Raw genomic sequence first — 22,997 nt, forward strand, 5'->3', positions numbered from 1 at the left:
CCGAACAGTTTCGATCCGTCCGACAAGCCGGCGGCGCAGTATGCCATCCGCCGTTCCGGCCCGGCCTTGCGCCGCGTCAATACCGGCCAATGCGCCTGTCCACGATCGGTTCAGGGCTTTTGAGCCGGGCTTGCGAGAAACCGGCCTTGCCTGCGATGCGGCGCATCCCCAGCGGGAAAGCCGCGCGCAGGTCGCCGAAAGCAAGCCTAGGCGGTCTCGCGCATCTTCAGCGCCTCGACGATGTCCACCGCGACGATGCGGCTGACGCCCTGCTCCTGCATCGTCACCCCCACCAGTTGCTCGGCCATCTCCATCGTCAGCCGGTTATGGGAAATATAGAGGAACTGGGTGCGCTCGGACATTTGCTTGACCAGATCGCAGAAGCGGCTGGTATTGGCGTCGTCCAGCGGCGCGTCCACCTCGTCCAGCAGGCAGAACGGCGCCGGGTTCAGGGAAAACAGCGAGAACACCAGGCTCATCGCGGTCAGCGCCTTCTCGCCGCCGGACAGCAGATGGATGGTGCTGTTCTTCTTGCCCGGCGGCTGGGCGATGATCTGCACTCCGGCGTCCAGCAGATCCTCGCCGGTCAGCACCAGCTCAGCGCGGCCGCCGCCGAACAGCGTCGGGAAAAACTCGCGCATCTTGGCGTTGACCGCGTCGTAGGTGGCCTGCAGCATCTCGCGGGTTTCGCCGTCTATCTTGGCGATCGCCTCCTCCAGCGTCGCCATCGCCTGGTTCAGGTCATCGGACTGGGTCTGCAAGTATTCGCCGCGCTTCTTCGCCTCTTCCAGCTCCTGCAGCGCCGCCAGGTTGACCGCGCCCAGGCCTTCCAGCGCGCGCGCCAGCCGAGCGATTTCCGCCGCCAGCGCGTTCGGCTTCACGCCTTCGTTCAGATCGGCCAGCAAGGCGGTTTCGTCGGCCTCGGCCTGGGCCAGCTCCTCGGCGAAACGTTCCATCGCCAGCCTGGCTTCCTGATGCTTGAGCAGCCAGTCGGAGCGCGCCTCGCGCAGCGCCGGCAGCGCGGCGTTGGCCTCGTGCTGGCGCTGGCTGATTTCGCGCATCCGCTCGGTCAGCTGGTTGAGCCGGTCGCGCGCGGCGGACAGCTCGCCCTCGCGCGCCTCGCGCTCGGCCAGCGCCTGCTGCAGCGCCTCCTCCGGCACCGCCTCGTCCACCGTCTCGGACTCGACCGCCAGCGTCTCCAGCCGCTCCTGCAGTTGCTCGTCGCGGCCGGCCAGCTCGCGGCCGCGGCGGGACAACTCGGCCACCTTCTGCTCGGCGCTGTGCAAGGCCAGCTTGATCTCGTGCAGCACGCGCTCGGCGTCGCGCGCCTTGTTGCGCGTCAGCTCCAGCCGGGTTTCCGCGTTCAGCCGCTCCAGCCTCGCTTCTTCCAGTTGCAGCGCCAGCTCTTCCAGCGTCAGCGCCGCCTCTTCGCCCATCAGCTCGGCCTCGGCGATGCCCTCCTCGGCATGGCGCCGGTCCTCGGCGATGCGGCCACGCTCGGCCTCGATCGCCGACAACCGCGCCGCGCCCTGTCGCGCCGCCTGATCGAGCTTGACATGCTCCAGCGTGGCGGCGTTCAACTCCGCCTCCAGCCGGGTCAGCGAACCCTTCTGGCCGCGCACCGCCTCGGCCAGCATATTGCCCATGCTCTGCAGGCTGTCGCGCTTCTTCTGCATGGCTTCGATTTCCGGCTGCAAGGCGTCGGCGCGAGCCGAGGCCTCGTCCAATTGCCGCTTGCGGGCCATCAGGCCGTCGCCGCTGGCCTCGGCGTGGTAACGCACGCTGGCGGCGTCGACGCGATGCCCCTCCGGCGTCAGCCAGCACTCGCCGGCGGCCAGTTCGCCGCGGCGCGCCAGCGCGTCATCCAAGGTATCGGCCAGATACACGCCGGACAGCCAGTCGGCCAAGGCCGCGTCGAACGGCGCTTGCGCCTTCACCTCGGCCAGCAGCGCCGGCCAGCCGCGCGCGGGCAGTCCGGCCGCAGCGGCGCGCCGGCCATCCACCAGCGCCAGCGCCGCAGGCGGCTGCGCATTCGGCAGGCTCGCCGCGCGGGCAGACAGGCGCTCGCCCAGCACAGCCTCCAGCGCCTGCTGCCAACGCGCGTCCACCTGCAGCGATTGCCATAGCTGCGGCGCGTCGGCCAGGCCATGCTTGTCCAGCCAGCCGGCCAATTGCTCGTCCGCCGCCTCGCGCTGCAGCAGCGCCGCCAGCGCGGCGGCTTCAGCCTCGGCGCGCGCCAGTTCGGTGCGCTTGGCGGCCAGCTGCTGGTCCAGCTTCTCGCGTTCAGAGGCCAGGTCCGCCTGCTTGGCCTCGTCGGCCGCCAGCCGCGCGCGCACTGCGTCCAACGCGGCCTTGGCCTTGCCGACCTCCTGTTGCGCCGCCTCCAGCGCATGGTGCTCGGGCAGATTCAGATCGGACAGCTCGCGCGTCAACGCGGCGTCGCGGCCGTCCAATTGCTGCATGCCGCGCTGCCAATGCTCGATCTTTTGCCGCGACAGGTCGCGCTCGCGGGTCAGGTTGGCTTGCTGCGCGACCAGCTGCGACTGCCGCTGGTCCAGCTGGCGGAACGCCGCCTCGGCGGTCGGCAGCTCGTCGGCACCGTCCTCCAGCGCCATCTGCGCCTCTTCCTGCCGCAGTTGCGCCTCCTCCAGCCTGGGCAGCCAGTCGTCCAGCTCGGCCTCCACCTGCTGGCGGTTGTCAGCCAGTTGCTGGCGCTCGCCGCGGGTGGACAGGAGGTCCCGCTCCAGCCGCTGCCGGCTTTGCTCGCGGTGGCGCTGCGCCTCTTCCAGCCGCGCCAGCTGGGCGTTGGCCTCGAATAGCCGCTGCTGCGCCTCGTGCACCGCGTCGCTGGCGGCGAAGTGCTGCTCGCGCACCGTTTCCTGCTCGGTCTCCAGATGGGTGACCGCCGCTTCGAAGGCGGCCTCTTCGGTCTCGATCCGCGCCAGCTCGCCGCGGGCGTGCGCCTCGTTGCGGGCGGCCTCCTCGCGCCGAGCCAGCGCCAGCAGGTTTTGCTTGTGGGTCAGCGCGCCGCGCATGTCGTGGTATTGCGAGGCCACCTCGGCTTGTTCCGACAACCGCTCCACCTGGCGCTCCAGCTCCTGCCGCAGGTCGGCGATGCGCTCCAGGTTGGCGCGGGTGTCGCCCAGGCGGTTTTCGGTCTCGCGGCGGCGCTCCTTGTACTTGGACACGCCGGCGGCCTCTTCCAGATAGGCGCGCAGCTCTTCCGGCCGCGCCTCGATGATGCGCGAGATCATGCCCTGCTCGATCACCGCGTAGCCGCGCGCGCCGACGCCGGTGCCGAGGAACAGGTCGGTGATGTCGCGCCGCCGCACCTGCTGGTTGTTGATGTAATAGCTGGATTCGCCTTGCCGCGTCAGCACCCGCTTGATCGCCACCTCGGCGTACTGGCCCCAGGGGCCGGTGAGCTGGCCGTCGCCGTTGTCGAACACCAGCTCCACCGAGGCGCGCGACACCGGCTTGCGACTGGACGAGCCGTTGAAGATCACGTCCTGCATCGATTCGCCGCGCAGTTGCTTGGCCGACGACTCGCCCAACACCCAGCGCACGGCGTCGATCACGTTCGACTTGCCGCAGCCGTTGGGGCCGATCACCGCCACCAGTTGGCCCGGCACCGCGATGCTGGTGGGATCGACGAACGACTTGAAGCCGGCGAGCTTGATATGGGTCAGGCGCAAAACATCCTCGCTGCGAGATTAGGGCGAATTGTTCATTTTATCAGGCCGCCGCCGGCGACGCTCGCGCCGGCGAAAACGACAAAATGCCGCTAGCCAGCCGGCATGGCAGTTGTGCCATAATGGCCGTATGGAATCCTTATCGCTGTCCCATCACTTCCTGATCGCCATGCCCGGCATGGGCGACCCGCTGTTCGCCAAGTCGCTGGTCTATCTGTGCGAGCACGGCGAGCACGGCGCCATGGGCCTGATCATCAACAAACCGTCCGGCATCGCCATGGCCCAGCTGTTTGATCAGATCGACCTGCCGCTGGACGACGAAGACACCCGCACCGGCCTGGTCTACTTCGGCGGCCCGGTGCAGCCGGACCGCGGCTTCGTGCTGCATCAGCCGGCCGACAACTGGCAGTCCAGCCTGATGGTCACCGACGACATCGCGCTGACCACGTCCAAGGACGTGCTGGTGGCGGTGTCCGAGGGCAAGAAGCCGGAAAAGCTGCTGATCTCGCTCGGCTACGCGGGCTGGTCGGCCGGGCAGTTGGAAAAGGAAATCGCCGACAACGGCTGGCTGACGGTGCCAGCCGAGCCGTCCATCGTATTCGACCTGCCCTACGAAGAACGCTACGACGCCGCGATGGCGCTGCTGGGCTTCGACCCCTCCCTGCTGTCGTCGGATGTCGGCCATGCCTGAAGGTTGCGCATTGGCTTTCGATTTCGGCGAGCGCCGCATCGGCGTCGCCGTCGGCGATACGATTCTCGGCATTCCCCATCCCCTGGCCACGATAGACACCGCCGTCACCGACGAGCGCTTCGCCGCCATCGCCAAGCTGATAGAAGAGTGGCAGCCCAGGCAACTGGTGGTTGGCCTGCCCATGCACCCGGACGGCGAAGAGCATCAGTTGTCCGCGCTGTCGCGCCGTTTCGCCAACCGGCTGAAGGGCCGTTTCGGCCTGCCGGTGTGGCTGGTGGACGAGCGTTACACCTCGGTCATCGCCGAACAGCTGCTGGAAGAAGCCGGCGTCAAGAAAGGCCGCAAGCAAAAGCCGGCGCTGGACCAGGTGGCCGCCCAGGCCATCCTCGCCGGCTGGTTCGAGCAGCCCGGCACCGCCGTCTGATGCCGCTAAAACTCGTCTCCTTGCTGTTGATCGCCATCGGCATCGCCGGCTTCTGCTGGCTATGGCGCCAAGCGCAGCTGGCCAACGCGGCGCAGGACTGGCCGATCGCGGCCGGCGCGGTCGAGCGCAGCGAAGTGGAATGGCGGCAGCGCCGCGGCGGCGATCACAGCGACCAGCGCGAATACCGCGCCGACGTCGTCTACCGCTATCAAGTAAACGGCCAGACCTATCGCGCCGGCAACATCCGCATTCCCGACGCCGGCTTCGGCGGCAGCCCGACGCTGGCGCAGGACACCGCCAATCGCTACCCCGTCGGCGCCGCGGTCCAGGTGCGCTACAACCCGGCCACCCCTCGGCAGGCCTGCCTGGAAGCCGGCGCGCACTGGAGCGTGCGGGCCGGCCAGCTGCTGACGCTGCTGTTCGCCGCCGCCGGCATCGCCCTGCTGATCCGGGGCTGAATCCCTTCCTCAGCCTGGTCTCCTCCGCCCTCATTCCTGCTGAAAGTTTCCTGCAAGCCTTTGTTTTGTTAGAAGCTATTAAGCGCCATTGAGTCCCGGGAACAAACTGCCGATACTGACAGCGAAGGCAGATTCACCGGAGGCCCCGCCATGAGCATCAGTCAAACCGCGCAGATTTCCCTGGCCAGCGCCGCGCTGCTCAACGGCGGCGCCGTGCCGTCTCCCGTGGTGCAAAACGGCAATGCCACGCCCGCGCTCGCCAGCGAAGCGGCCCAGCTGTCCCAGGACTCCAGCGCCATCGTGCTGCTGGGCGGCGGCGGCAGCGACGTCTCCACCTACGACGCCGCCGGCCTGCTCAACGGCTTCGCCACCGCCGGCACGCTGCAAGGCAGCCTGCTGAGTCCAAGCGGCGGGGAGTCGGCGCAGGACAGCACCGATCAGCAGATCGTGTCGCAAACGCTGGGCGCCGCCGACAGCGCCGGCTCCAGCCTGAACGGCAACTGGGCGACGATCCTGCAGAGCAATCCGGCGCTGGCCGGCGAAGCGGTGGCCGACAGCACCAACGGCAGCATCGTCGACACCATCGCCTGACCCATCGCGCCGCCAATAAAAAAAGCCCGGATGCTCCTCCGGGCTTTTCAACATCAGCGGCTGCCTTGCTTGCGGCCTTCTTTCTCTTTCAGCTTCTCTTCCCGCAAAATGGCCCGCTCGGCGGCGAGAACCTTGGCGCGCTTCTCCCACTCCAGCCATTCCGCCGGCCGCTCCAGCGTGATGCGGCCGGTCTGGCCGTCGCGGAAATCAGTCAGCACGATCTCGGCCGCCTTCTGCATATTGATGCGGCCGCCGGACAGCACCGCGCCGCGGCGCTTGCCGATCAGCTCCAGCGCCTGCCAGTCCTGCATGCCGTCCAGCGCCTCGACATCGAACTTGTAGCGGGCGGCCAGTTCGGCGCGGTAATGGAGCAGCAGGTATTTCAGCAGTTCCAGCGCCACCTCCTCCTCGTCCATGGCGTTGCGGCCCACCGCGCCGCTGGCGGCCAGATTGTAGCCGCCCTCTTCCACTTCGATCTTCGGCCATAGCATGCCGGGGGTGTCGTACAGCTCGAAATCGTCGGCCAGGATGATGCGCTGCTCGTTCTTGGTGACGCCCGGCATATTGCCGGTCTTGGCGATCTTGCGGCTGGACATGCTGTTGATCAGCGTGGACTTGCCGACGTTGGGAATGCCGCAGATCAGCACCCGCAGCGGCTTCTCCAAGCCGCTGCGGTTAGGCGCCAGCGCGCGGCAGGCGGCGATCAGCCGCTGCGCCGGCGCGCGCTCGCCGGCGTCCATCCCCAGCGCCTCGGTCTGCTTCTTGGCGCGGTACCAGGCCAGCCACTGCTCGGTGATGGCCGGGTCGGCCAGATCCTGCTTGTTCAGTATCATCAGCCTGGGCTTGCCCTTGGCCATGCGCGCCAGCATCGGGTTGGCGCTGGACGCCGGCAGGCGGGCATCCAGCAGCTCGATGACGACGTCTATATCCTTCAGGCGCTCGGTGACATCCTTGCGCGCCTTGTTCATATGGCCGGGGAACCATTGGATTGCCATTGTTCAACGCTTTCTAATCGGGTCCAGCAGAAAAGTCAGACCATTGTGGTCCAGTTCGTGCATCAGTTGCAGCAGGCGGCCGATCTCGCCCGGCGGGAAACCCTCGCGGGCGAACCAATTCAGGTAGTTACCCGGCAGATCGCAGATCAGCATGCCCTTGTGCTTGCCGAAGGGCATCGCGCGGGAGGTCAGGGAGAGCAGGTCTTCGGCTTGCATGATGGCAGGTATAGATGAGGTTGGGCATTGTGCCAAAGACGGCGGCTTGCTGCCAGGCTTGACCCGGGACAAGCAGCCGCCGGGTTTCACTGCACCGCCGTCGCCGGCGGTTTAGCATGGCGTCACAGCAATCCGCGCCGATCATCGGCCGCTTTTCCCGGTTCGCGCAGAGCCGTTTGCGGGCGCTTCGGCGCCCGCCTTTTCATTTCGCCGGCATGACCTTGCGGTCGTTGAAGTACAAGAATCCCTTCACCACGCGGTAGATGTACCACACCCACACCGCGAACAGCACCACACCGCCCACCAGCATCCACAGCGTGGCGAAACCGACGACATAGCCCAGCAAAGCCAGCCAGAAGGTGCGGATCTGCCATTCGAAATGGCTTTCATACAGCGTGCCGCGCACGTCGTCGCGCTTCACGTAGTTGATGATGACGCCGACCAGCGCGGTGACGCCGACCAGCAGGCTGACCGCCTGCAGGATGTACACCGCCAGCGTCAGATTGTTCAGCTTGCGTTCGTTCTCGTCGTGAAGCTCCAGCTCCATGGGCATGCTCCTGTTCATTGTCCAGACAGTTCGGCAAAACGCGCCGCCAATCGTTCGCGGCAGCGCCGGCTGGCCTCGGCCACCCCGCCCCGCGGCAACGGATGCGCGCGCCAGCCGCGCAGCGCGCCAGGCTCGCGGCCCGCCGGCAACAGCACCGGCAGCACCGGCAGCGCCGGCGAAAACGCCACGCCCCGCGCCTTGGCCAACCCGCTCGCGCGGCGGTTGGCCTCGTCCAGCAGCGCCAGCTCGTCCAGCGCCAGCTCCACCTGCTGCCACTCCAGCAGCAGAATGCGCGCCGCCAGCCAGTCGGCGGGCTCGGCGACGCGGTCCGGCGTCCGCCCTTGCGGCCAGCCTCGCGCCAGCGCCAGGCGCAACGCCAGCTCGCGGATTTCCGGCAGCAGCGCTTCGGACAGGCAGCCGCCGGCCGGCAGCCGCGGCGGCGGTCCGGGACGATAAGCCAGCGCCTCGCCGTCGGTCGCCAGGGCGACCGGATACAGCGGCAGGTCTGCCTGGGGCAGGCTGCGGCTGGTGGCGAGTGAAAGGGCGTCGCTGACTTCGTTCATGGCACTGTCTCCTGGATAAAAGCTTGCCGCCGCTCCGGAGACCATTTGCTGTTTGAGACTGAAATGACAAATGCCGCCGGTATTCGGCGGCATGGTCGGTAATCTGCTCGACGGCTTCGCGTATCTCGCTGCCGAGCCTATCCCTGGCGCCGCCGGGAGGGGCGGTACCAATAATAGGCGTGGGCGAAAAACACGGTTTTTTCTAGCATGCCGTCCATGCTGCCAACGATGGCCGCCGCCGTCAAGCCGTTGTTTCGCAAGACTTGGCGGCGATCAAAACAAAAAGCCGGATTTCCCGACGGAAAACCCGGCCCCTGGCGGCATGAAACGCCCGATCACATATTCGGGTAATTCGGCCCGCCGCCGCCCTCCGGCGTCACCCAGTTGATGTTCTGGGTCGGGTCCTTGATGTCGCAGGTCTTGCAGTGCACGCAGTTTTGCGCGTTGATCTGCAGCCGCGGCGCGCCTTCGTCCTGGCCGACGATCTCGTACACGCCGGCCGGGCAGTAGCGTTGCTCGGGGGCGTCGTACTTGGCCAGGTTGACCGCGATCGGCACCGCCGCGTCCTTCAGCGTCAGGTGCGCCGGCTGGTCCTCGCTGTGATTGACGTTGGAAATGAACACCGACGACAGCCGGTCGAAGGTCAGCACGCCGTCCGGCTTGGGATAGGCGATCGGGCTGAATTCGTAGGCCGGGCGCAGCGCCTCGTTGTCGGCGTGCTTGTGATGCAGCGTCCACGGCGCGCGACCGCGGAACAGAAAGGTGTCGATGGCCGAGTAGATCATCGCCGGCCACAGGCCCCAGCGGAACGACGGGCGGATATTGCGCACCTTGTGCAGCTCGTCGCGGACCCAGCTCTGCTGGAACTTGGCCGAATAGGCCTTGGCCTCGCCGCCCTGCGCCTGCGCGTCGTCGCCCAGCAGCTCGAACACCGCCTCCGCCGCCAGCATCGCCGACTTCATCGCGGTGTGGGTGCCCTTGATCTTGGGCACGTTGAGGAAGCCTGCGGTGTCGCCGACCAGCACGCCGCCGGGGAAGGTCAGCTTGGGCAGGCTCTGCAGGCCGCCCTCGGTCAAAGCGCGCGCGCCGTAGGATACGCGGCGGCCGCCCTCGAACGTGCTCTTGATCGCCGGATGGGTCTTGAAGCGCTGGAATTCCTCGAACGGGGACAGATAGGGATTCTGGTAATCCAGGCCGACCACGAAGCCGACCGCCACCAGATTGTCTTCCAGGTGGTAGAGGAAGGAGCCGCCGTAGGTGGCGGTGTCCATCGGCCAGCCGACGGTGTGGGTGATGTGGCCGGGCTGGTGGTTTTCCGGCTTCACTTCCCACAATTCCTTGATGCCGATGCCGAAAGTCTGCGGGTCGGCGCCGTCGGTCAGGCGGAAGCGCGACAGCAGCCCCTTGGTCAGCGAGCCCCTACAGCCTTCGGCGAAGATGGTCTGCTTCGCCCACAGCTCCATGCCCGGCTCGCCCTCCTGGTCGCCGTTCTTGCCGGTGCCGACATTGCCGGTGGCCACGCCCTTGACCGAGCCGTCCGCATGGTACAGCACCTCGGCGGCGGCGAAGCCCGGGTAGATCTCCACGCCCAGGTTCTCGGCCTGCTGGCCCAGCCAGCGGCAGAAGTTGCCCAGGCTGACGATGTAGTTGCCCTTGTTGTGCATCTGCGGCGGGGTGGGCAGCTGGATGGACTCGGTCTCGGTCAGGTAGAGGAAGCGGTCCGACAGCGCCGGCGTGTTCAGCGGCGCGTCCAGCTCCTTCCAGTTGGGCAGCAGTTCGGCCAGCGCGCCGGTTTCGATCACCGCGCCGGACAGGATGTGGGCGCCGATCTCGGAACCCTTCTCCAGCAGACAGACGCTGATGTCGCGGCCCTGCTCGGCCGCCAGTTGTTTCAGACGGATCGCCGCGGACAGGCCGGAAGGGCCGCCGCCGACGATCACCACGTCGTATTCCATGTATTCGCGTTGCACCGTTTCTCCTTTGCGCCCGCTGGACGGGTTTGATTTTCCGGACATCATGCTATGAAGATGTCACCTCGTCAAAATCAAACAAGCGTTTAAACGGTGCCATTGTTGCGCAATGCGACAATGTCCGAATCCACATAACCCAGCGCGCGCAAGATCTGCTCAGTATGTTCTCCCAGAGCGGGAGGGGCTAGATTGTACTCGACCGGCGTGCCGGAAAGTTTGATCGGACACCCTACCAGCGGCACTTGCTGTCCGGCGGCGTCGCGCATTTCCAGCTGCATCTCCCGCGCCTGCGCCTGCGGGTCGGCGAATGCCTCGGCCACATTGTTGATCGGGCCGCAGGGCACGCCGGCCTTGTCCAGCGCCGACAGCCAGTAGTCGCGGCCATGGTGGCGGAAAGCCTGGGCCAGCAGCGGCACCAGCTGCACTCGGTGGGCGACCCGCTGCGGATTGGTAGCGTAGCGCGGATCGCGCGCCCATTGCGCCTGGCCGACCAGCCGGCACACTTCGGCGAACTGCTTGTCGTTGCCGCAAGCCAGGATGAAATGGCCGTCGGAGGCGGCGAACACCTGGTAGGGCACGATATTGGCGTGGGCGTTGCCCAGCCGAGGCGGCACATTATGCCCGACCAGCCAGTTGGAGGCGACATTGGCCAGCATCGCCAGCGAGCAATCGAACAAGGCCATGTCGATATGCTGGCCGGCGCCGCTGCGCTCGCGGGCGATCAGCGCCGCCTGCACCGCGTTGGCGGCGTACAGGCCGGTGAACAGGTCCGACACCGCCACGCCCACCTTGTGCGGCTCGCCGTCGGCCGGGCCGGTGATGCTCATCAGGCCGGACATGCCCTGCACGATGTAGTCGTAGCCGGCCAGGCTGGCGTAGGGGCCGGTCTGGCCGAAACCGGTGATCGAGCAGTACACCAGCTTGGGATTGACGGCCTTCAGGCTGTCGTAATCCAGCCGGTACTTCTTCAGCCCGCCCACCTTGTAGTTCTCCAGCACCACGTCGGCGTCGGCCACCAACTTGCGCACGATGTCCTGGCCGGCGGGCTGGGAGATGTCCACCGTCAGCGAGCGCTTGCCGCGGTTGGTGCACAGGAAATAGGCCGCCTTGCCGTCCGGCAGGCTGGGCGGCGCCCATTGCCGGGTGTCGTCGCCGCAGCCCGGCTTCTCTATCTTGATCACTTCCGCGCCCAGATCGGCCAGCAGCTGGCTCGCCCACGGCCCCGCCAGCACCCGGCTCAGATCCACCACCTTGATACCCGACAACGCTCCTGCCATCGCGCTTCCCTCCCCCGCTCGGATGTCGATGATGCCGCCCGCTCGCGGCGCTCGCCGCCGCACGGCGCTTTTAGTGTAGCAATCGCTGATATTCCAGACACCGTCCCTTATCCGGCGCGCAATGCGTTCCGGCAAAAAAAGTGGCCCGGCGAAGCCGGGCCAACAAAGGACAGACAGGAATCAACGGCGCGGCCGGCCCTCCGGCCGCGCCGGCTTATCAGGCAAATGCCTGAATACCGGTCTGGGCTCGGCCCAGAATCAGGGCATGCACGTCATGCGTGCCCTCGTAAGTGTTGACCGCCTCCAGATTCATCACATGGCGGATCACGTGGAATTCGTCGCTGATGCCGTTGCCGCCGTGCATGTCGCGGGCGACACGGGCGATGTCCAGCGCCTTGCCGCAGTTGTTGCGCTTGATCAGCGAGATCATTTCCGGCGCGGCGCGGCCTTCGTCCATCAGCCTGCCCACCTGCAGCGCCGCCTGCAGGCCCAGCGCGATCTCGGTCTGCATATTCGCCAATTTCAGCTGGATCAGCTGGTTGGCGGCCAGCGGCCGGCCGAACTGCCGGCGGTCCAGCGTGTACTGGCGGGCGGCGTGCCAGCAGAACTCCGCTGCGCCCATCGCGCCCCAGGCGATGCCGTAGCGCGCCTTGTTCAGGCAGCCGAACGGTCCCTTCAGCCCTTTGACGCCCGGCAGCAGCTGCTCGTCCGCCACCAGCACGTCGTCCATCACGATTTCGCCGGTGATCGACGCGCGCAGGGAAAACTTGCCATGGATGGCCGGAGCGGACAGGCCCTTCATGCCCTTCTCCAGGATGAAGCCGCGGATCTCGTCGTCGTCATCCTTGGCCCAGACCACGAACACGTCGGCGGCCGGGCTGTTGGTGATCCACATCTTGCTGCCGGACAGCAGATAGCCGCCGTCCACCTTGCGGGCGCGGGCCTTCATGCTGGCGGGGTCGGAGCCGGAGTCCGGCTCGGTCAGGCCGAAACAGCCCAGCCATTCGCCGCTGGCGAGCTTGGGCAGATACTTGTCCTTCTGCGCGTCGGAGCCGTAGGCCCAGATCGGGTGCATCACCAAGGACGACTGCACGCTCATCGCCGAGCGGTAGCCGGAATCCACCCGCTCCACCTCGCGCGCCACCAGGCCGTAAGCGACATGCGACAGGCCGGCGCAGCCGTAGCCTTCTATCGTGCAGCCGAGGAAGCCCAGCTCGCCCATCTCGTTGATGATTTCGCGGTCGAAGCGCTCTTCGCGGTTGGCGGTCAGCACCCGCGGCAGCAGCCGCTGCTGGCAATACTCGTGCGCGCTCTGCCGCACCAGCCGCTCCTCGTCGGTCAACTGGTCCTGCAACAGCAAGGGATCTTCCCAAGCGAACGAGGCGCGCTGCGTGGATGCTGCCATCTGCTTTCTCCCACTTAGTTCCGCATTGCGGAATTAGATTTCACCATGCAGAATAGACTAAACACTCTGCCGCGCGCTTGTAAAGCGATTTACCTGTCATGCGGCAAATTCTTTGCCGCAATGGGGAACAGGATGCAACAAGAAGAAGACCGCCAATTCGTCACCGCGCTGGCGCGCGGCCTGGAGGTGCTGGCGGCGTTCCGCCCCGGCGAGGGCGCGCTGTCCAACCAGGAACTGGCGCGCCGCACCGGACTGCCCAAGTCCACCGTGTCGAGGCTGAGCTACACCCTGACCCGGCTGGGCTATCTGCAACAGGAAGGGGAAAGCGGCCAATACAAGCTGGGACTGGCGCTGCTGGCGCTGGGATCGGCGGCGCTGGCCGGCTACGACGCGCGCGCGGCGGCCGCGCCGCTGATGCGCGAGTTCGCGCTCGCCAACAATGTGTCGGTCAGTCTGGCGCTGCGCGACGGCAGCGACATGGTGTACCTGGAAACCTGCCGCAGCCAGGCCCGGGTGTCGGTGCAGCTGTCCACCGGCTCGCGGGTGCCGCTGGCCACCACCGCGATCGGCCGCGCCTACTTCGCCGGCTTGCCGCCGCAGGAGCGCGAGGCGCTGCTGCCGCTCCTGGCCGAGCGCTACCGCGGCGACTGGCCGGCGCTGCGCTCGCGGCTGCTGCAGGCCTGCGCCGACTACGGCGTCCACGGCTACACCGCGTCCTTCGGCGAGTACGAGCCCGACGTGATGGCGGTGGGCATCCATCTGCCGGCGCTGCTGCCCGGCCAGCCGGCGATGGCGCTCAACGCCAGCGGCCCGGCCTTCGCCTTCGACGAGCCAGCCATGCGCGAGCGCGTGGCGCCGGCCTTGCGCGCGCTGCGCCAGCGCATCGCGCCGATGCCCGGCTGAGCCAACGACAATGGCCCACGTCTTGGCGGGCCGTCTACAGGATTACTCGGTGGAATCAGGCGGACTGGATGTAATGGACCAGGTGGTTGATCACCTGCTCCTGCTCTTCTATCGTCGCCCGCACCAGATCGCCGATGGACAGGATGCCGAGCACGGTCTGATCCTCCATCACCGGCAGATGGCGGATGCGCTTCTCCGTCATCAGCCCCCGGCACTCGTCCAGCGTCTGCTGCGGCGTCACGTACACCACGCGGCTGGTCATGATGTCGCGAACCTTGGTCCCGGCCGAGGTCCGCCCCTGCAGCACGATGCGGCGGGCATAGTCGCGCTCGGAAAAGATGCCGACGATATCGCCGGACTCCATCACCAGCACCGCGCCGATGTCGTTTTCCGCCATCACCTGTAGCGCCTGGAACACGGTGCTGTCCGGCGTCACGTATACCAAGGCCCGGTTGGGCTTGCTGTCCAGAAATTGCTTCACGGTCTGCATGCTGCCTCCCCTTGTGAGCCGCCGCGGCTACGCTCGCGGCATGCCGTTACTATAGCCCACCGCCGCCGCCGGCTCCACGTCTCCCGGACAGCCGGCCTCAGGCGCGGATCATGGTGCCGACGCCGGCCGCGGTCAGGATTTCCAGCAGCAGCGCGTGCTTGACGCGGCCGTCGATGATATGGACCGCCTGCACGCCGTTCTTGGCGGCGTCCAGCGCCGAGCTGATCTTGGGCAGCATGCCGCCGGAGATGGTGCCGTCGGCGAACAGTTCGTCGATGCGCTGCGCGGTCAGGCCGGTCAGCAACTGGCCCTGCTTGTCCAGCACGCCCGGGGTATTGGTCATCAGCACCAGCTTTTCCGCCTTCAGCGTCTCGGCCAGCTTGCCGGCCACCAGGTCGGCGTTGATGTTGTAGGCTTCGCCGTCGACGCCGACGCCGATGGGCGCCACCACCGGGATGAAATCCTGGCTATCCAGCAGCGACACCAGCGACGGATCGATGGACTCGATCTCGCCGACCTGGCCGATGTCCACCGCCTCGTCGCCGTCGGTCTTCAGGAACAGCTTGCGGGCGCGGATGAAGTGGCCGTCCTTGCCGGTCAGGCCCACCGCCTTGCCGCCGTGCTTGTTGATCAGCGACACGATCTCCTTGTTCACCAGGCCGCCCAACACCATTTCCACCACTTCCATGGTCTCGGCGTCGGTGACGCGCATGCCCTGGACGAACTCGCCCTGCTTGCCGACCCGCGCCAGCAAGTCGTTGATCTGCGGGCCGCCGCCGTGCACCACCACCGGATTCATCCCCACCAGCTTCAGCAGCACCACGTCCTTGGCGAAGCCTTCCTTCAGCGCTTCGTCGGTCATCGCGTTGCCGCCGTACTTGATCACGATGGTCTTGCCGGCGAACTGGCGGATGTAAGGCAGGGCCTCGGCCAGGATGTTCGCCTTTTCGGCTGCGTCTGTTGCCACTTCATTTCTCCTTGCTAGCGGATCGCTTTCGCCCCTTAACGGCTGGCCGGCGAATTCGGATTACGGTGTTGCATTTTAATCACGCCAATTGCTGAACTGTGATTTATTAATTGCCCGTCCCTGACCAAAAGGCCTACAGTGCCGGCATTACTGAACAAGCATTCAGAAAGACCGCGATGGGAGAAACCGGCTCCAGCCGCTGGCAGCGCAAGAAGGACGCCAGGCCCAGCGAGATCCTGGACGCAGCGCTGACGCTGTTCGTCGAAAAAGGCTATCTCGCCACCAAGATGGAAGACATCGCCCGCGCCGCCGGCGTCACCAAGGGCACGCCGTATCTGTACTTCCAGAACAAGGAAGAGATCTTCAAGGCGGTGGTGCGCGAAACCATCGTCGCCCGCGTCCACGCGATGAGCGCGCAGCTGGCCCAGCTGCACGGCATCGGCAGCAGCGAGCTGCTGTTCCTGGCGCTGGAGGACTGGTGGACCCACATCGGCTCTACCCGCGCCGCCGGCCTGTGCAAGCTGATGGCGGCCGAAGCCACCAATTTCCCGGATCTGACCCGCTTCTATTACGACGAAGCCATCCTGCCGGCGCGCCAGCTGCTGGGCCACATCATCCAGCGCGGCATGGACAGCGGCGAGTTCCGCCCCGTCCACCTCGACTACGCGATCGACGCGCTGACCGCGCCGATGATGATGACCATGATCCTCAGCCACTCCTTCGCCCTGGTGCCCGGCTGTTGCGACACCCTCAAGGACAATCCGCTCGAATTCCTCAAGACCTCGCTGCGGCTGACGCTGCAAGGCATGCACCAGCCCGCGCCCCAGGACGCCCGCACATGAAATCCATCCTCTCCCTCGCCCTGCCGCTCATCGCCGCGCTGGGCCTGTCCGCCTGCAAGGACCAGGCCGCCGCGCCGGAAGACATCCGTCCGGTGCGCTACATGACAGCCGGAGGCAACGCTGAAATCGGCGGCGACAGCTACGCCGGCGAAATCCGCGCCCGCCACGAGACCCAGCTCGCCTTCCGCGTGGCCGGAAAGGTGGTCGCCAAGCTGGTCAACAGCGGCGAACGCGTGAAGAAGGGCCAGCCGCTGGCGCGGCTGGACCCCAGCGACTACCAGCTGGACCTGGCGGCCAAGCAGGCGCAGCTGGCGGCTGCCGAATCCGATCTCGCCCAGCAGCAGCTGAACCTGAAGCGCTACCGCGAGCTGCTGGCCAAGCAGTTCATCAGCCAAGCTCAAGTCGACTCGCAGCAAAACGGCGTCAACGCCGCCCAGGCCAAGGTCAGCCAGGCGCGCGCCGCGCTGTCCGCCAGCCGCAACCAGACCGGCTACGCGACGCTGACGGCCGACGCCGACGGCGTGGTCAGCCAGATGCAGGCCGAGCCCGGCCTGGTGGTGGCCGCCGGCCAGCCGGTGGCCCGGCTGTCGCAGGACGGCTCGCGCGAAATCGCCATCCAGGTGCCGGAAAACGCGCTGGAGGCGGTGCGCCGGGCCGGCGCATTCCGCGTGACGCTGTGGAAGGGCGGCGCGCCGCTGGAGGGCAAGCTGCGCGAGCTGGCCGCCGACGCCGATCCGGCCACCCGCACCTATCCGGCGCGGATCGCTCTGGCCGGCGACAGCCGCGCGCTGCAACTGGGCATGACCGCCACCGCGACCCTGCCCACCCGCGCCAGCGGCGAGCTCAAGCTGCCGTTGACCGCGCTGCTGGACCTGCAGGGCAAGCAATACGTGTGGACGATAGACGGCCAGAGCCTGCGCGTCAGCCGCAAGCCGGTGACGGTGGCGTCGATAGACGATAGCGGCGCCGTCATCGCCTCCGGCGTCCGTCCGGGCGACAAGGTGGCTACCGCCGGCGTGCACCTGCTGCGCGAAGGCCAGCGCGTCAAGCTGCTGGAACAATGAGGGCGCGCCGATGAAGAAACTCAATCTGTCCGAATGGGCGCTGGGCCATCAGGCGCTGGTGCGCTACCTGATGATCATGCTGATGCTGGCCGGCGGCTGGGCCTATACCCAGCTGGGCCAGAAGGAGGATCCGGAATTCACCTTCAAGGCGATGCTGGTGCAGGCCAACTGGCCCGGCGCCAGCACGCTGGAAATGGAACAGCAGGTCACAGACAAGCTGGAGGAAAAACTGCAGGAGATGGGCGAGATCGACTACGTGCAGAGCTACACCAAGCCGGGCGAAAGCCTGATGGTGGTGTCGCTGCGCGAGGACGTGCCGCCCAAGAACGTGCCGCAGCTGTGGTACCAGGTGCGCAAGAAGCTGGGCGACATCGCCTACACGCTGCCATCCGGCGCGCAGGGCCCGTTCTTCAACGACGAGTTCGGCGACACCTTCGGCAACATCTACGCCTTCAGCGGCGACGGCTTCAGCTACGAGGAGCTGCGCCAGTACGCGGAAGCGGCCAAGAAAGAACTGCTGCGCGCGCCGGACGTGGCCAAGGTGCAGATGCTGGGCAAGCAGGAGCAGCGCATCTACGTCGACCTGTCCAGCGCCAAGCTGGCCAGCCTGGGACTCGACAGCCGCGCCATCTGGCAGGCGCTGCAGCAGCAGAACGCGATGACGCCGGCCGGCACCTTCGAAACCGCCAGCGACCGCATCTGGGTGCGCCCCACCGGCAAGTACGATTCGGTGGCGGCCGTGGCCGCGACGCCGGTCAGCGTCGGCGGCCGCACCTTCAAGCTGGGCGACATCGCCGCGGTCTCGCGCGGCTACATCGACCCGCCGGCCACCAGCGTGCGCTTCAACGGCAAGCCGGTGCTGGCGCTGGCCATCAGCATGAAGAGCGGCGGCGACGTGCTGAAGCTGGGCGCCAACCTGGACCAGGCCATCGCCCGCATCAAGGGCAAGCTGCCGCTGGGGGTGGAGATCCACGCGGTGTCCGACCAGCCCAAGGTGGTGCACGACGCGGTGGGCGAGTTCATGCGCTCGCTGGTGGAAGCGGTGGTGATCGTGCTCGCCGTCAGCTTCTTCAGCCTGGGCCTGCGCACCGGCGTGGTGGTGGCGCTGTCCATCCCGCTGGTGCTGGCGATGACCTTCCTCGCCATGTACTTCTTCAACATCGACCTGCAGCGCATCTCGCTGGGCTCGCTGATCATCGCGCTGGGCTTGCTGGTGGACGACGCCATCATCGCGGTAGAGATGATGGCGCTGAAGCTGGAACAGGGCTGGAACAAGTTCCAGGCCGCCACCTACGCCTATACCAGCACCGCCTTCCCGATGCTGACCGGCACGCTGATCACCGCCGCCACCTTCCTGCCGGTGGGCCTGGCCAAGTCGATGGCCGGCGAGTACGTGTTCAGCCTGTTCGCCGTGGTGGGCATCGCGCTGGTGCTGTCGTGGATCGTCGCCGTGGTGTTCACGCCCTATCTGGGCTACAAGCTGCTGCCCTCCCACGCGCATCACGGCGAGCAGCGCGACGTCTACCAGAAGCCGTTCTACCGCCGCTTCCGCGCGCTGGTGGCCTGGTGCCTGGACTACCGCAAGACCGTGATCGCCTTCACCCTGGGCGCCTTCATTCTGTCGCTGCTGGCGTTCAAGCTGTTCGTCGCCCAGCAGTTCTTCCCCTCGTCCAACCGGCCGGAGCTGATGGTGGACATGTGGCTGCCGCGCGGCGCCAGCTACCACGCCACGCTGGAACAGGTGGAAAAGATGGAGAAGCTGGCCCGCGCCGACGCCAACGTGGTCAGCGTCACCAGCTATGTCGGCAGCGGCAGCCCGCGCTTCTACCTGCCGCTGGACCAGCAGCAGCAGCACGTCAACTACGCGCAGCTGATGGTGATGACCCGCGACGAGCACGTGCGCGAGGAGGTGAAGAAGCGGCTGGAAAAGATCTTCGACAACGACTTCCCGCTGGTGCGCGGCCGCGTCACCCGGCTGGAGAACGGCCCGCCGGTCGGCTACCCAGTGCAGTTCCGCGTGATGGGCCCGGAGCACGGCCAGGTGCGCAAGATCGCCGACCAGGTGGAGGCGCTGGTGCGCAAGCAGCCGTCGACGCTGCATGTCAACCAGAACTGGGGCGAGCAGGTCAAGGCGCTGCGGATAGACATCGACCAGGACAAGGCCAGCGCGCTGGGCTTGAGCTCGCAACAGCTGTCGCAGCAGCTGCAGATGCTGATCTCCGGCTCAAGCGTCAGCGCCTTCCGCGAGGGCGACCAGAGCATCGCCATCGTCGCCCGCCTCAATCCGGGCGAGCAGAAGAACGTCGCCGGCCTGGGCAATCTGATGGTGCAGACCGGCAGCGGCCGCTTCGTGCCGGTGTCGCAGATCGGCCACGTCCGCTACGAGCCGGAGGAAGGCATCATCTGGCGCCGCAACCGCCTGCCGGCGATCACCGTCAGCGCCGACGTGATGGACGGCGTGCAGGGCGCGGACGTGTCCGGCCAGCTCTGGCCGCAGATGCAGGCGCTGGAGCGCACGCTGCCTCTGGGATACCACATCGAGGTAGGCGGCACGCTGGAGTCCAGCGGCAAGTCGCAAAAGGCGATCGCCGCGGTCGCGCCCTTGATGATTGTTGTAGTTCTGACACTCCTGATGCTGCAGTTGCAGAGCTTCCAGCGCACGCTGATGGTGGTGCTCACCGCGCCGCTCGGCATGATAGGCGTCACCCTGACGCTGATCTTGTTCCGCGCGCCTTTCGGCTTCGTCGCGATGCTGGGCGTGATCGCGCTGTCGGGCATGATCATGCGCAACTCGGTGATTCTGGTGGACCAGATCGAACACGACATCCGCGAGGGCATAGACCGCTTCGAGGCCATCGTCGGTTCCACCGTGCGCCGCTTTAGGCCCATAATGCTGACGGCATTGGCCGCCATTCTGGCAATGATTCCATTGACCCGCAGCACGTTCTGGGGTCCGATGGCGGTCGCCATCATGGGAGGGCTGCTGGTCGCCACCGTGCTGACCCTGCTGTTCCTGCCGGCGCTGTACGCCCAATGGTTCCGCGTCGGACGAAATGAACAGCGGCTCTCCGCCCAACCGCAAGAACAAGAGCACAAATGAAGAATCACCGCCTCCCCCTCATCGCCGCCCTGCTGATGTTAGGCGCCGCGCTGCCCGCCCAGGCCTTCGACCTGGTCGGCGCTTGGCAAGCGGCCCGCGACTACAACGCCGACTTCGCCGCCGCCCGCGCCCAGCGCGACGCCGGCCAGGAAAAGGCGGTGCAGGGCCGCAGCCAATTGCTGCCGCAGGCCAGCCTCAGCGGCAACTACAACTACAACAATCCGCTGCAGCCCAAGACGACGCAAGACGCCAATGGCCGGCCGATTTCCGACATGCATTACGAAAACCACGGCTATAGCGTCAATATGCAGCAGCCGCTGTTCGATGTAGGCAAGTACACCGGCTACCAGAAGGGCAAGATCGGCACCGAACTGGCCGACACCACCTTCGACGCCGCCGAGCAGCAGCTGATCCTGGATATCGCCCAGGCCTATTTCGACGTGCTGCGCGCCCAGGACACCCTGGCCGCCACCCGCGCCAGCAAGAAGACCTACCAGAACCTGCTGGAGCAGGCCAAGACCGCGTTCGAGGTCGGCACCGCCACCATCACCGACACCCACGAGGCGCAAGCCGGCTACGACGGCGCGGTGGCGCAGGAGATCAGCGACGCCAACAATCTGGAGCTGGCGCAGAACAATCTGAAACGCCTGACCGGCCTGGAGCCGGCCGGCATCCAGACAGTGCGCGACCAACTGCCGCTGGTGCCGCCCAAACCCGCCGGCCTGGACGCCTGGGTGGACATGGCGCAGCGCAACAGCCTGAAGATCAAGGGCGCCGAGCAGAACCTGCAGCTGGCCGAACAAACCATCACCGAGAAGCGCGGCAACCACCTGCCCACGGTCAACCTCACCGCCGGCTACAGCGACAACATCAGCAACCAGCCCGGCACCCTGCCCAGCGCGCAGCATACCCGCGGCAGCCAGGTCGGCGTCACCGTCACCCTGCCCTTGTTCGCCGGCGGCGGCATCAACTCCCAGGTGCGGGAGGCCGTGGCCCTGCGCGACGCCGCCCGCGACCAGCTGGAGTCCACCCGCCGCCAGGTGAAAGAAGATGTGCGCAAGGCCTTCCTCGGCGTGACCAACGGCGCAGCCCTGGTGCGCGCGCAGCAACAGTTGCTGGTCTCGGCCAAGAGCAAGGTGGAATCCACCCGCCTGGGCAAGGAAGTGGGCATCCGCACCAGCATCGACCTGCTGCAGGCCGAGCAGGCCTACTACACCGCGCTGACCACGCTGGCCAACGCCAAATACAGCTATCTGACCGCGCGCCTGGCGCTGGCCCAATCCGCCGGCCAGCTGCAGCCGGACACGCTGGGCGAGGTCAACCAGTTGATCGTGCGCTGAGCCCAAAGCCATCTCGCCGAAACGCCTGTGCCGCTTCCGCCACAGGCGTTTAATTTTTTAATGCATCTGTAGCTTTTTGCTAAACACCCTCATAGAATGATCCGCTGACGCGCCGTCTATCCCGGCGCCATATCGACCCGCCGCGGCGGCGCCACGATCGCCCGGCCCCGAGGAGATTTCCATGAGCCAGCAGCAACTGATGCAACGCAAATCCGACGCCACCCCGCGCGGCGTCGGCGTGATGTGCAGTTTCTTCGCCGAACGCGCCAAAAACGCGGAAGTGTGGGATACCGAGGGCCGGCGCTACATCGACTTCGCCGGCGGCATCGGCGTGCTCAACACCGGCCACCTGCACCCGAAAGTGGAAGCCGCGGTGGCGGAGCAACTGTCCCGCTTCAGCCACACCTGCTACCAGGTGGTGCCCTATGAGTCCTACATCAGCCTGGCGGAAAAGCTCAATAAGCTGACCCCGGGCAGCCACGCCAAGAAAACCGCCCTGTTCACCACCGGCGCCGAAGCGGTGGAAAACGCGGTGAAGATCGCCCGCGCCGCCACCGGCCGCCCCGGCGTGATCGCCTTCGGCGGCGCCTTCCACGGCCGCACGCTGATGGGCATGGCGCTGACCGGCAAAGTGGCGCCGTACAAGCTGGGCTTCGGCCCCTTCCCCTCCGACGTCTACCACGCGCCGTACCCGAACGCGCTGCACGGCGTATCGGTGCAGGATTCGCTGGCCGGCCTGGAAAAACTGTTCAAGTTCGACATCGACCCGGCGCGCGTCGCCGCCATCATCTATGAGCCAGTACAAGGCGAAGGCGGCTTCTACGCCGCGCCGGCCGAATGGGTGAAGGCGCTGCGCGAGTTGTGCGATCGCCACGGCATCCTGCTGATCGCCGACGAGGTGCAGTCCGGCTTCGCCCGCACCGGCAAGCTGCTGGCCAGCGAGCATTTCGACGCTGTGCCGGACCTGATCACCATGGCCAAGTCGCTGGCCGGAGGCTTCCCGCTGTCCGCCGTCACCGGCCGCGCCGAAGTGATGGACGCGCCGGCCCCGGGCGGCCTGGGCGGCACCTATGCCGGCAACCCGCTGGCGCTGGCCGCCGCCCATGCGGTGCTGGACGTGATCGACAGCGAAAAGCTGAACGAGCGCGCCCAGCGCCTGGGCGACGCGCTGAAGGAAAAACTGAACGGCCTCAAGTCCGCGGTGCCGCAGATCGCCGAAGTACGCGGCCTGGGCGCGATGATCGCCGTCGAATTCAACCAGCCCGGCAGCCACAACCCGGATCCGGATTTCGCCAAAAAAGTGCAGCAGCACGCGCTGGCCAACGGCCTGATCCTGCTGACCTGCGGCATCTACGCCAACGTGGTGCGCTTCCTGTTCCCGCTGACCATCGAAGACGACATCTTCGCCGAGGCGCTGGGCAAGCTGGAGGCGGCGCTGAAGGCCTGATCCACCCTCTACCCC

20 protein-coding genes are annotated in these 22,997 nt (G+C 66.8%); 10 read left to right on the plus strand and 10 right to left on the minus strand.

Annotated features, from left to right (window positions below; all coding sequences use genetic code 11):
* Window positions 1-206: 206 nt before the first annotated feature.
* Complete coding sequence (gene smc / locus BKX93_RS10295) at window positions 207-3,695, minus strand: chromosome segregation protein SMC (protein ID WP_070979707.1); 3,489 nt, start codon at window positions 3,693-3,695, stop codon at window positions 207-209.
* Between the two features lie 127 nt (window positions 3,696-3,822).
* On the opposite strand from smc, the gene BKX93_RS10300 reads away from it, so the two are divergent.
* From BKX93_RS10300 to BKX93_RS10315, 4 genes are all read left to right on the plus strand, one after another.
* The gene (locus tag BKX93_RS10300) at window positions 3,823-4,383 is read left to right on the plus strand and encodes a YqgE/AlgH family protein (RefSeq protein ID WP_021476103.1); all 561 of its coding nucleotides are present in this window, start codon (window positions 3,823-3,825) and stop codon (window positions 4,381-4,383) included.
* On the plus strand, window positions 4,367-4,807 hold the full coding sequence (gene ruvX, locus BKX93_RS10305) for a Holliday junction resolvase RuvX (protein ID WP_031295998.1): 441 nt from the start codon (window positions 4,367-4,369) through the stop codon (window positions 4,805-4,807). Before BKX93_RS10300 ends, ruvX begins: the two co-directional genes overlap by 17 nt.
* A complete protein-coding gene (locus BKX93_RS10310; protein WP_046167913.1) occupies window positions 4,807-5,265 on the plus strand; it encodes a DUF3592 domain-containing protein in 459 nt (152 codons plus the stop codon). Before ruvX ends, BKX93_RS10310 begins: the two co-directional genes overlap by 1 nt.
* Before the next feature lie 150 nt (window positions 5,266-5,415).
* A complete protein-coding gene (locus BKX93_RS10315; RefSeq protein ID WP_070979708.1) occupies window positions 5,416-5,856 on the plus strand; it encodes a hypothetical protein in 441 nt (146 codons plus the stop codon).
* A 53-nt stretch (window positions 5,857-5,909) separates the two neighbouring features.
* On the opposite strand, the gene ylqF is transcribed toward BKX93_RS10315, so the two are convergent.
* The 7 genes from ylqF to BKX93_RS10350 form a co-directional block, all read right to left on the minus strand.
* Window positions 5,910-6,851 (minus strand): ribosome biogenesis GTPase YlqF, encoded by a 942-nt coding sequence (ylqF, locus tag BKX93_RS10320; protein WP_021476099.1) that lies wholly within the window; start codon window positions 6,849-6,851, stop codon window positions 5,910-5,912.
* Window positions 6,852-6,854: 3 nt separating this feature from the next.
* Complete coding sequence (locus BKX93_RS10325) at window positions 6,855-7,067, minus strand: DUF3820 family protein (RefSeq protein WP_070979710.1); 213 nt, start codon at window positions 7,065-7,067, stop codon at window positions 6,855-6,857.
* 202 nt (window positions 7,068-7,269) lie between these two features.
* The gene (locus tag BKX93_RS10330) at window positions 7,270-7,614 is read right to left on the minus strand and encodes a DUF4870 family protein (RefSeq protein WP_046158823.1); all 345 of its coding nucleotides are present in this window, start codon (window positions 7,612-7,614) and stop codon (window positions 7,270-7,272) included.
* Window positions 7,615-7,628: 14 nt separating this feature from the next.
* Window positions 7,629-8,177 carry a hypothetical protein gene (locus tag BKX93_RS10335; RefSeq protein WP_070979712.1) on the minus strand — a complete coding sequence of 183 codons (549 nt, stop codon included), beginning with the start codon at window positions 8,175-8,177 and terminating at the stop codon, window positions 7,629-7,631.
* A 335-nt stretch (window positions 8,178-8,512) separates the two neighbouring features.
* Window positions 8,513-10,132, minus strand: a complete 1,620-nt coding sequence (locus tag BKX93_RS10340) for an electron transfer flavoprotein-ubiquinone oxidoreductase (protein ID WP_070981765.1) — start codon at window positions 10,130-10,132, stop codon at window positions 8,513-8,515.
* Window positions 10,133-10,233: 101 nt separating this feature from the next.
* Window positions 10,234-11,424: a CaiB/BaiF CoA transferase family protein gene (locus BKX93_RS10345; protein WP_046158856.1), complete on the minus strand. Its 1,191-nt coding sequence runs from the start codon at window positions 11,422-11,424 to the stop codon at window positions 10,234-10,236.
* Window positions 11,425-11,641: 217 nt separating this feature from the next.
* Window positions 11,642-12,829 (minus strand): acyl-CoA dehydrogenase, encoded by a 1,188-nt coding sequence (locus BKX93_RS10350; RefSeq protein WP_046167914.1) that lies wholly within the window; start codon window positions 12,827-12,829, stop codon window positions 11,642-11,644.
* Between the two features lie 132 nt (window positions 12,830-12,961).
* Between BKX93_RS10350 and BKX93_RS10355 the strand changes: the two genes are divergently transcribed.
* Window positions 12,962-13,732: an IclR family transcriptional regulator gene (locus BKX93_RS10355; protein ID WP_052717555.1), complete on the plus strand. Its 771-nt coding sequence runs from the start codon at window positions 12,962-12,964 to the stop codon at window positions 13,730-13,732.
* A gap of 55 nt (window positions 13,733-13,787) precedes the next feature.
* On the opposite strand, the gene BKX93_RS10360 is transcribed toward BKX93_RS10355, so the two are convergent.
* Together BKX93_RS10360 and argB are read right to left on the minus strand one after the other, a co-directional pair.
* Complete coding sequence (locus BKX93_RS10360) at window positions 13,788-14,222, minus strand: CBS domain-containing protein (protein WP_046158859.1); 435 nt, start codon at window positions 14,220-14,222, stop codon at window positions 13,788-13,790.
* A gap of 97 nt (window positions 14,223-14,319) precedes the next feature.
* Window positions 14,320-15,189 (minus strand): acetylglutamate kinase, encoded by an 870-nt coding sequence (argB, locus tag BKX93_RS10365; RefSeq protein ID WP_021474920.1) that lies wholly within the window; start codon window positions 15,187-15,189, stop codon window positions 14,320-14,322.
* A gap of 176 nt (window positions 15,190-15,365) precedes the next feature.
* Between argB and BKX93_RS10370 the strand changes: the two genes are divergently transcribed.
* From BKX93_RS10370 to gabT, 5 genes are all read left to right on the plus strand, one after another.
* Window positions 15,366-16,031 carry a TetR/AcrR family transcriptional regulator gene (locus tag BKX93_RS10370; RefSeq protein WP_021474921.1) on the plus strand — a complete coding sequence of 222 codons (666 nt, stop codon included), beginning with the start codon at window positions 15,366-15,368 and terminating at the stop codon, window positions 16,029-16,031.
* On the plus strand, window positions 16,028-17,095 hold the full coding sequence (locus BKX93_RS10375) for an efflux RND transporter periplasmic adaptor subunit (protein ID WP_070979714.1): 1,068 nt from the start codon (window positions 16,028-16,030) through the stop codon (window positions 17,093-17,095). The genes BKX93_RS10370 and BKX93_RS10375 overlap by 4 nt, the downstream gene beginning before the upstream one ends.
* 10 nt (window positions 17,096-17,105) lie before the next feature.
* Complete coding sequence (locus tag BKX93_RS10380) at window positions 17,106-20,195, plus strand: efflux RND transporter permease subunit (protein WP_070979715.1); 3,090 nt, start codon at window positions 17,106-17,108, stop codon at window positions 20,193-20,195.
* Window positions 20,192-21,535 carry a TolC family outer membrane protein gene (locus BKX93_RS10385; protein WP_070979717.1) on the plus strand — a complete coding sequence of 448 codons (1,344 nt, stop codon included), beginning with the start codon at window positions 20,192-20,194 and terminating at the stop codon, window positions 21,533-21,535. The genes BKX93_RS10380 and BKX93_RS10385 overlap by 4 nt, the downstream gene beginning before the upstream one ends.
* A gap of 181 nt (window positions 21,536-21,716) precedes the next feature.
* On the plus strand, window positions 21,717-22,982 hold the full coding sequence (gene gabT, locus BKX93_RS10390; RefSeq protein WP_046158863.1) for a 4-aminobutyrate--2-oxoglutarate transaminase: 1,266 nt from the start codon (window positions 21,717-21,719) through the stop codon (window positions 22,980-22,982).
* Window positions 22,983-22,997 lie beyond the last annotated feature (15 nt).

Origin of the sequence: Chromobacterium vaccinii, from assembly GCF_001855275.1 — a bacterium.
Lineage (GTDB): Bacteria > Pseudomonadota > Gammaproteobacteria > Burkholderiales > Chromobacteriaceae > Chromobacterium > Chromobacterium vaccinii.

Excerpts from the sequence above, each read along its gene's own strand:
- BKX93_RS10385 (WP_070979717.1), top strand. The coding sequence starts at position 20,192 with ATGAAGAATCACCGCCTCCCCCTCATCGCCGCCCTGCTGATGTTAGGC.
- BKX93_RS10360 (WP_046158859.1), bottom strand. The coding sequence starts at position 14,222 with ATGCAGACCGTGAAGCAATTTCTGGACAGCAAGCCCAACCGGGCCTTG.
- BKX93_RS10355 (WP_052717555.1), top strand. The coding sequence starts at position 12,962 with ATGCAACAAGAAGAAGACCGCCAATTCGTCACCGCGCTGGCGCGCGGC.
- BKX93_RS10300 (WP_021476103.1), top strand. The coding sequence starts at position 3,823 with ATGGAATCCTTATCGCTGTCCCATCACTTCCTGATCGCCATGCCCGGC.
- BKX93_RS10380 (WP_070979715.1), top strand. The coding sequence starts at position 17,106 with ATGAAGAAACTCAATCTGTCCGAATGGGCGCTGGGCCATCAGGCGCTG.
- BKX93_RS10370 (WP_021474921.1), top strand. The coding sequence starts at position 15,366 with ATGGGAGAAACCGGCTCCAGCCGCTGGCAGCGCAAGAAGGACGCCAGG.
- BKX93_RS10350 (WP_046167914.1), bottom strand. The coding sequence starts at position 12,829 with ATGGCAGCATCCACGCAGCGCGCCTCGTTCGCTTGGGAAGATCCCTTG.
- BKX93_RS10315 (WP_070979708.1), top strand. The coding sequence starts at position 5,416 with ATGAGCATCAGTCAAACCGCGCAGATTTCCCTGGCCAGCGCCGCGCTG.
- BKX93_RS10340 (WP_070981765.1), bottom strand. The coding sequence starts at position 10,132 with ATGGAATACGACGTGGTGATCGTCGGCGGCGGCCCTTCCGGCCTGTCC.
- ruvX (WP_031295998.1), top strand. The coding sequence starts at position 4,367 with ATGTCGGCCATGCCTGAAGGTTGCGCATTGGCTTTCGATTTCGGCGAG.
- ylqF (WP_021476099.1), bottom strand. The coding sequence starts at position 6,851 with ATGGCAATCCAATGGTTCCCCGGCCATATGAACAAGGCGCGCAAGGAT.
- BKX93_RS10335 (WP_070979712.1), bottom strand. The coding sequence starts at position 8,177 with ATGAACGAAGTCAGCGACGCCCTTTCACTCGCCACCAGCCGCAGCCTG.
- BKX93_RS10345 (WP_046158856.1), bottom strand. The coding sequence starts at position 11,424 with ATGGCAGGAGCGTTGTCGGGTATCAAGGTGGTGGATCTGAGCCGGGTG.
- BKX93_RS10325 (WP_070979710.1), bottom strand. The coding sequence starts at position 7,067 with ATGCAAGCCGAAGACCTGCTCTCCCTGACCTCCCGCGCGATGCCCTTC.
- BKX93_RS10310 (WP_046167913.1), top strand. The coding sequence starts at position 4,807 with ATGCCGCTAAAACTCGTCTCCTTGCTGTTGATCGCCATCGGCATCGCC.
- BKX93_RS10375 (WP_070979714.1), top strand. The coding sequence starts at position 16,028 with ATGAAATCCATCCTCTCCCTCGCCCTGCCGCTCATCGCCGCGCTGGGC.
- BKX93_RS10330 (WP_046158823.1), bottom strand. The coding sequence starts at position 7,614 with ATGGAGCTGGAGCTTCACGACGAGAACGAACGCAAGCTGAACAATCTG.
- gabT (WP_046158863.1), top strand. The coding sequence starts at position 21,717 with ATGAGCCAGCAGCAACTGATGCAACGCAAATCCGACGCCACCCCGCGC.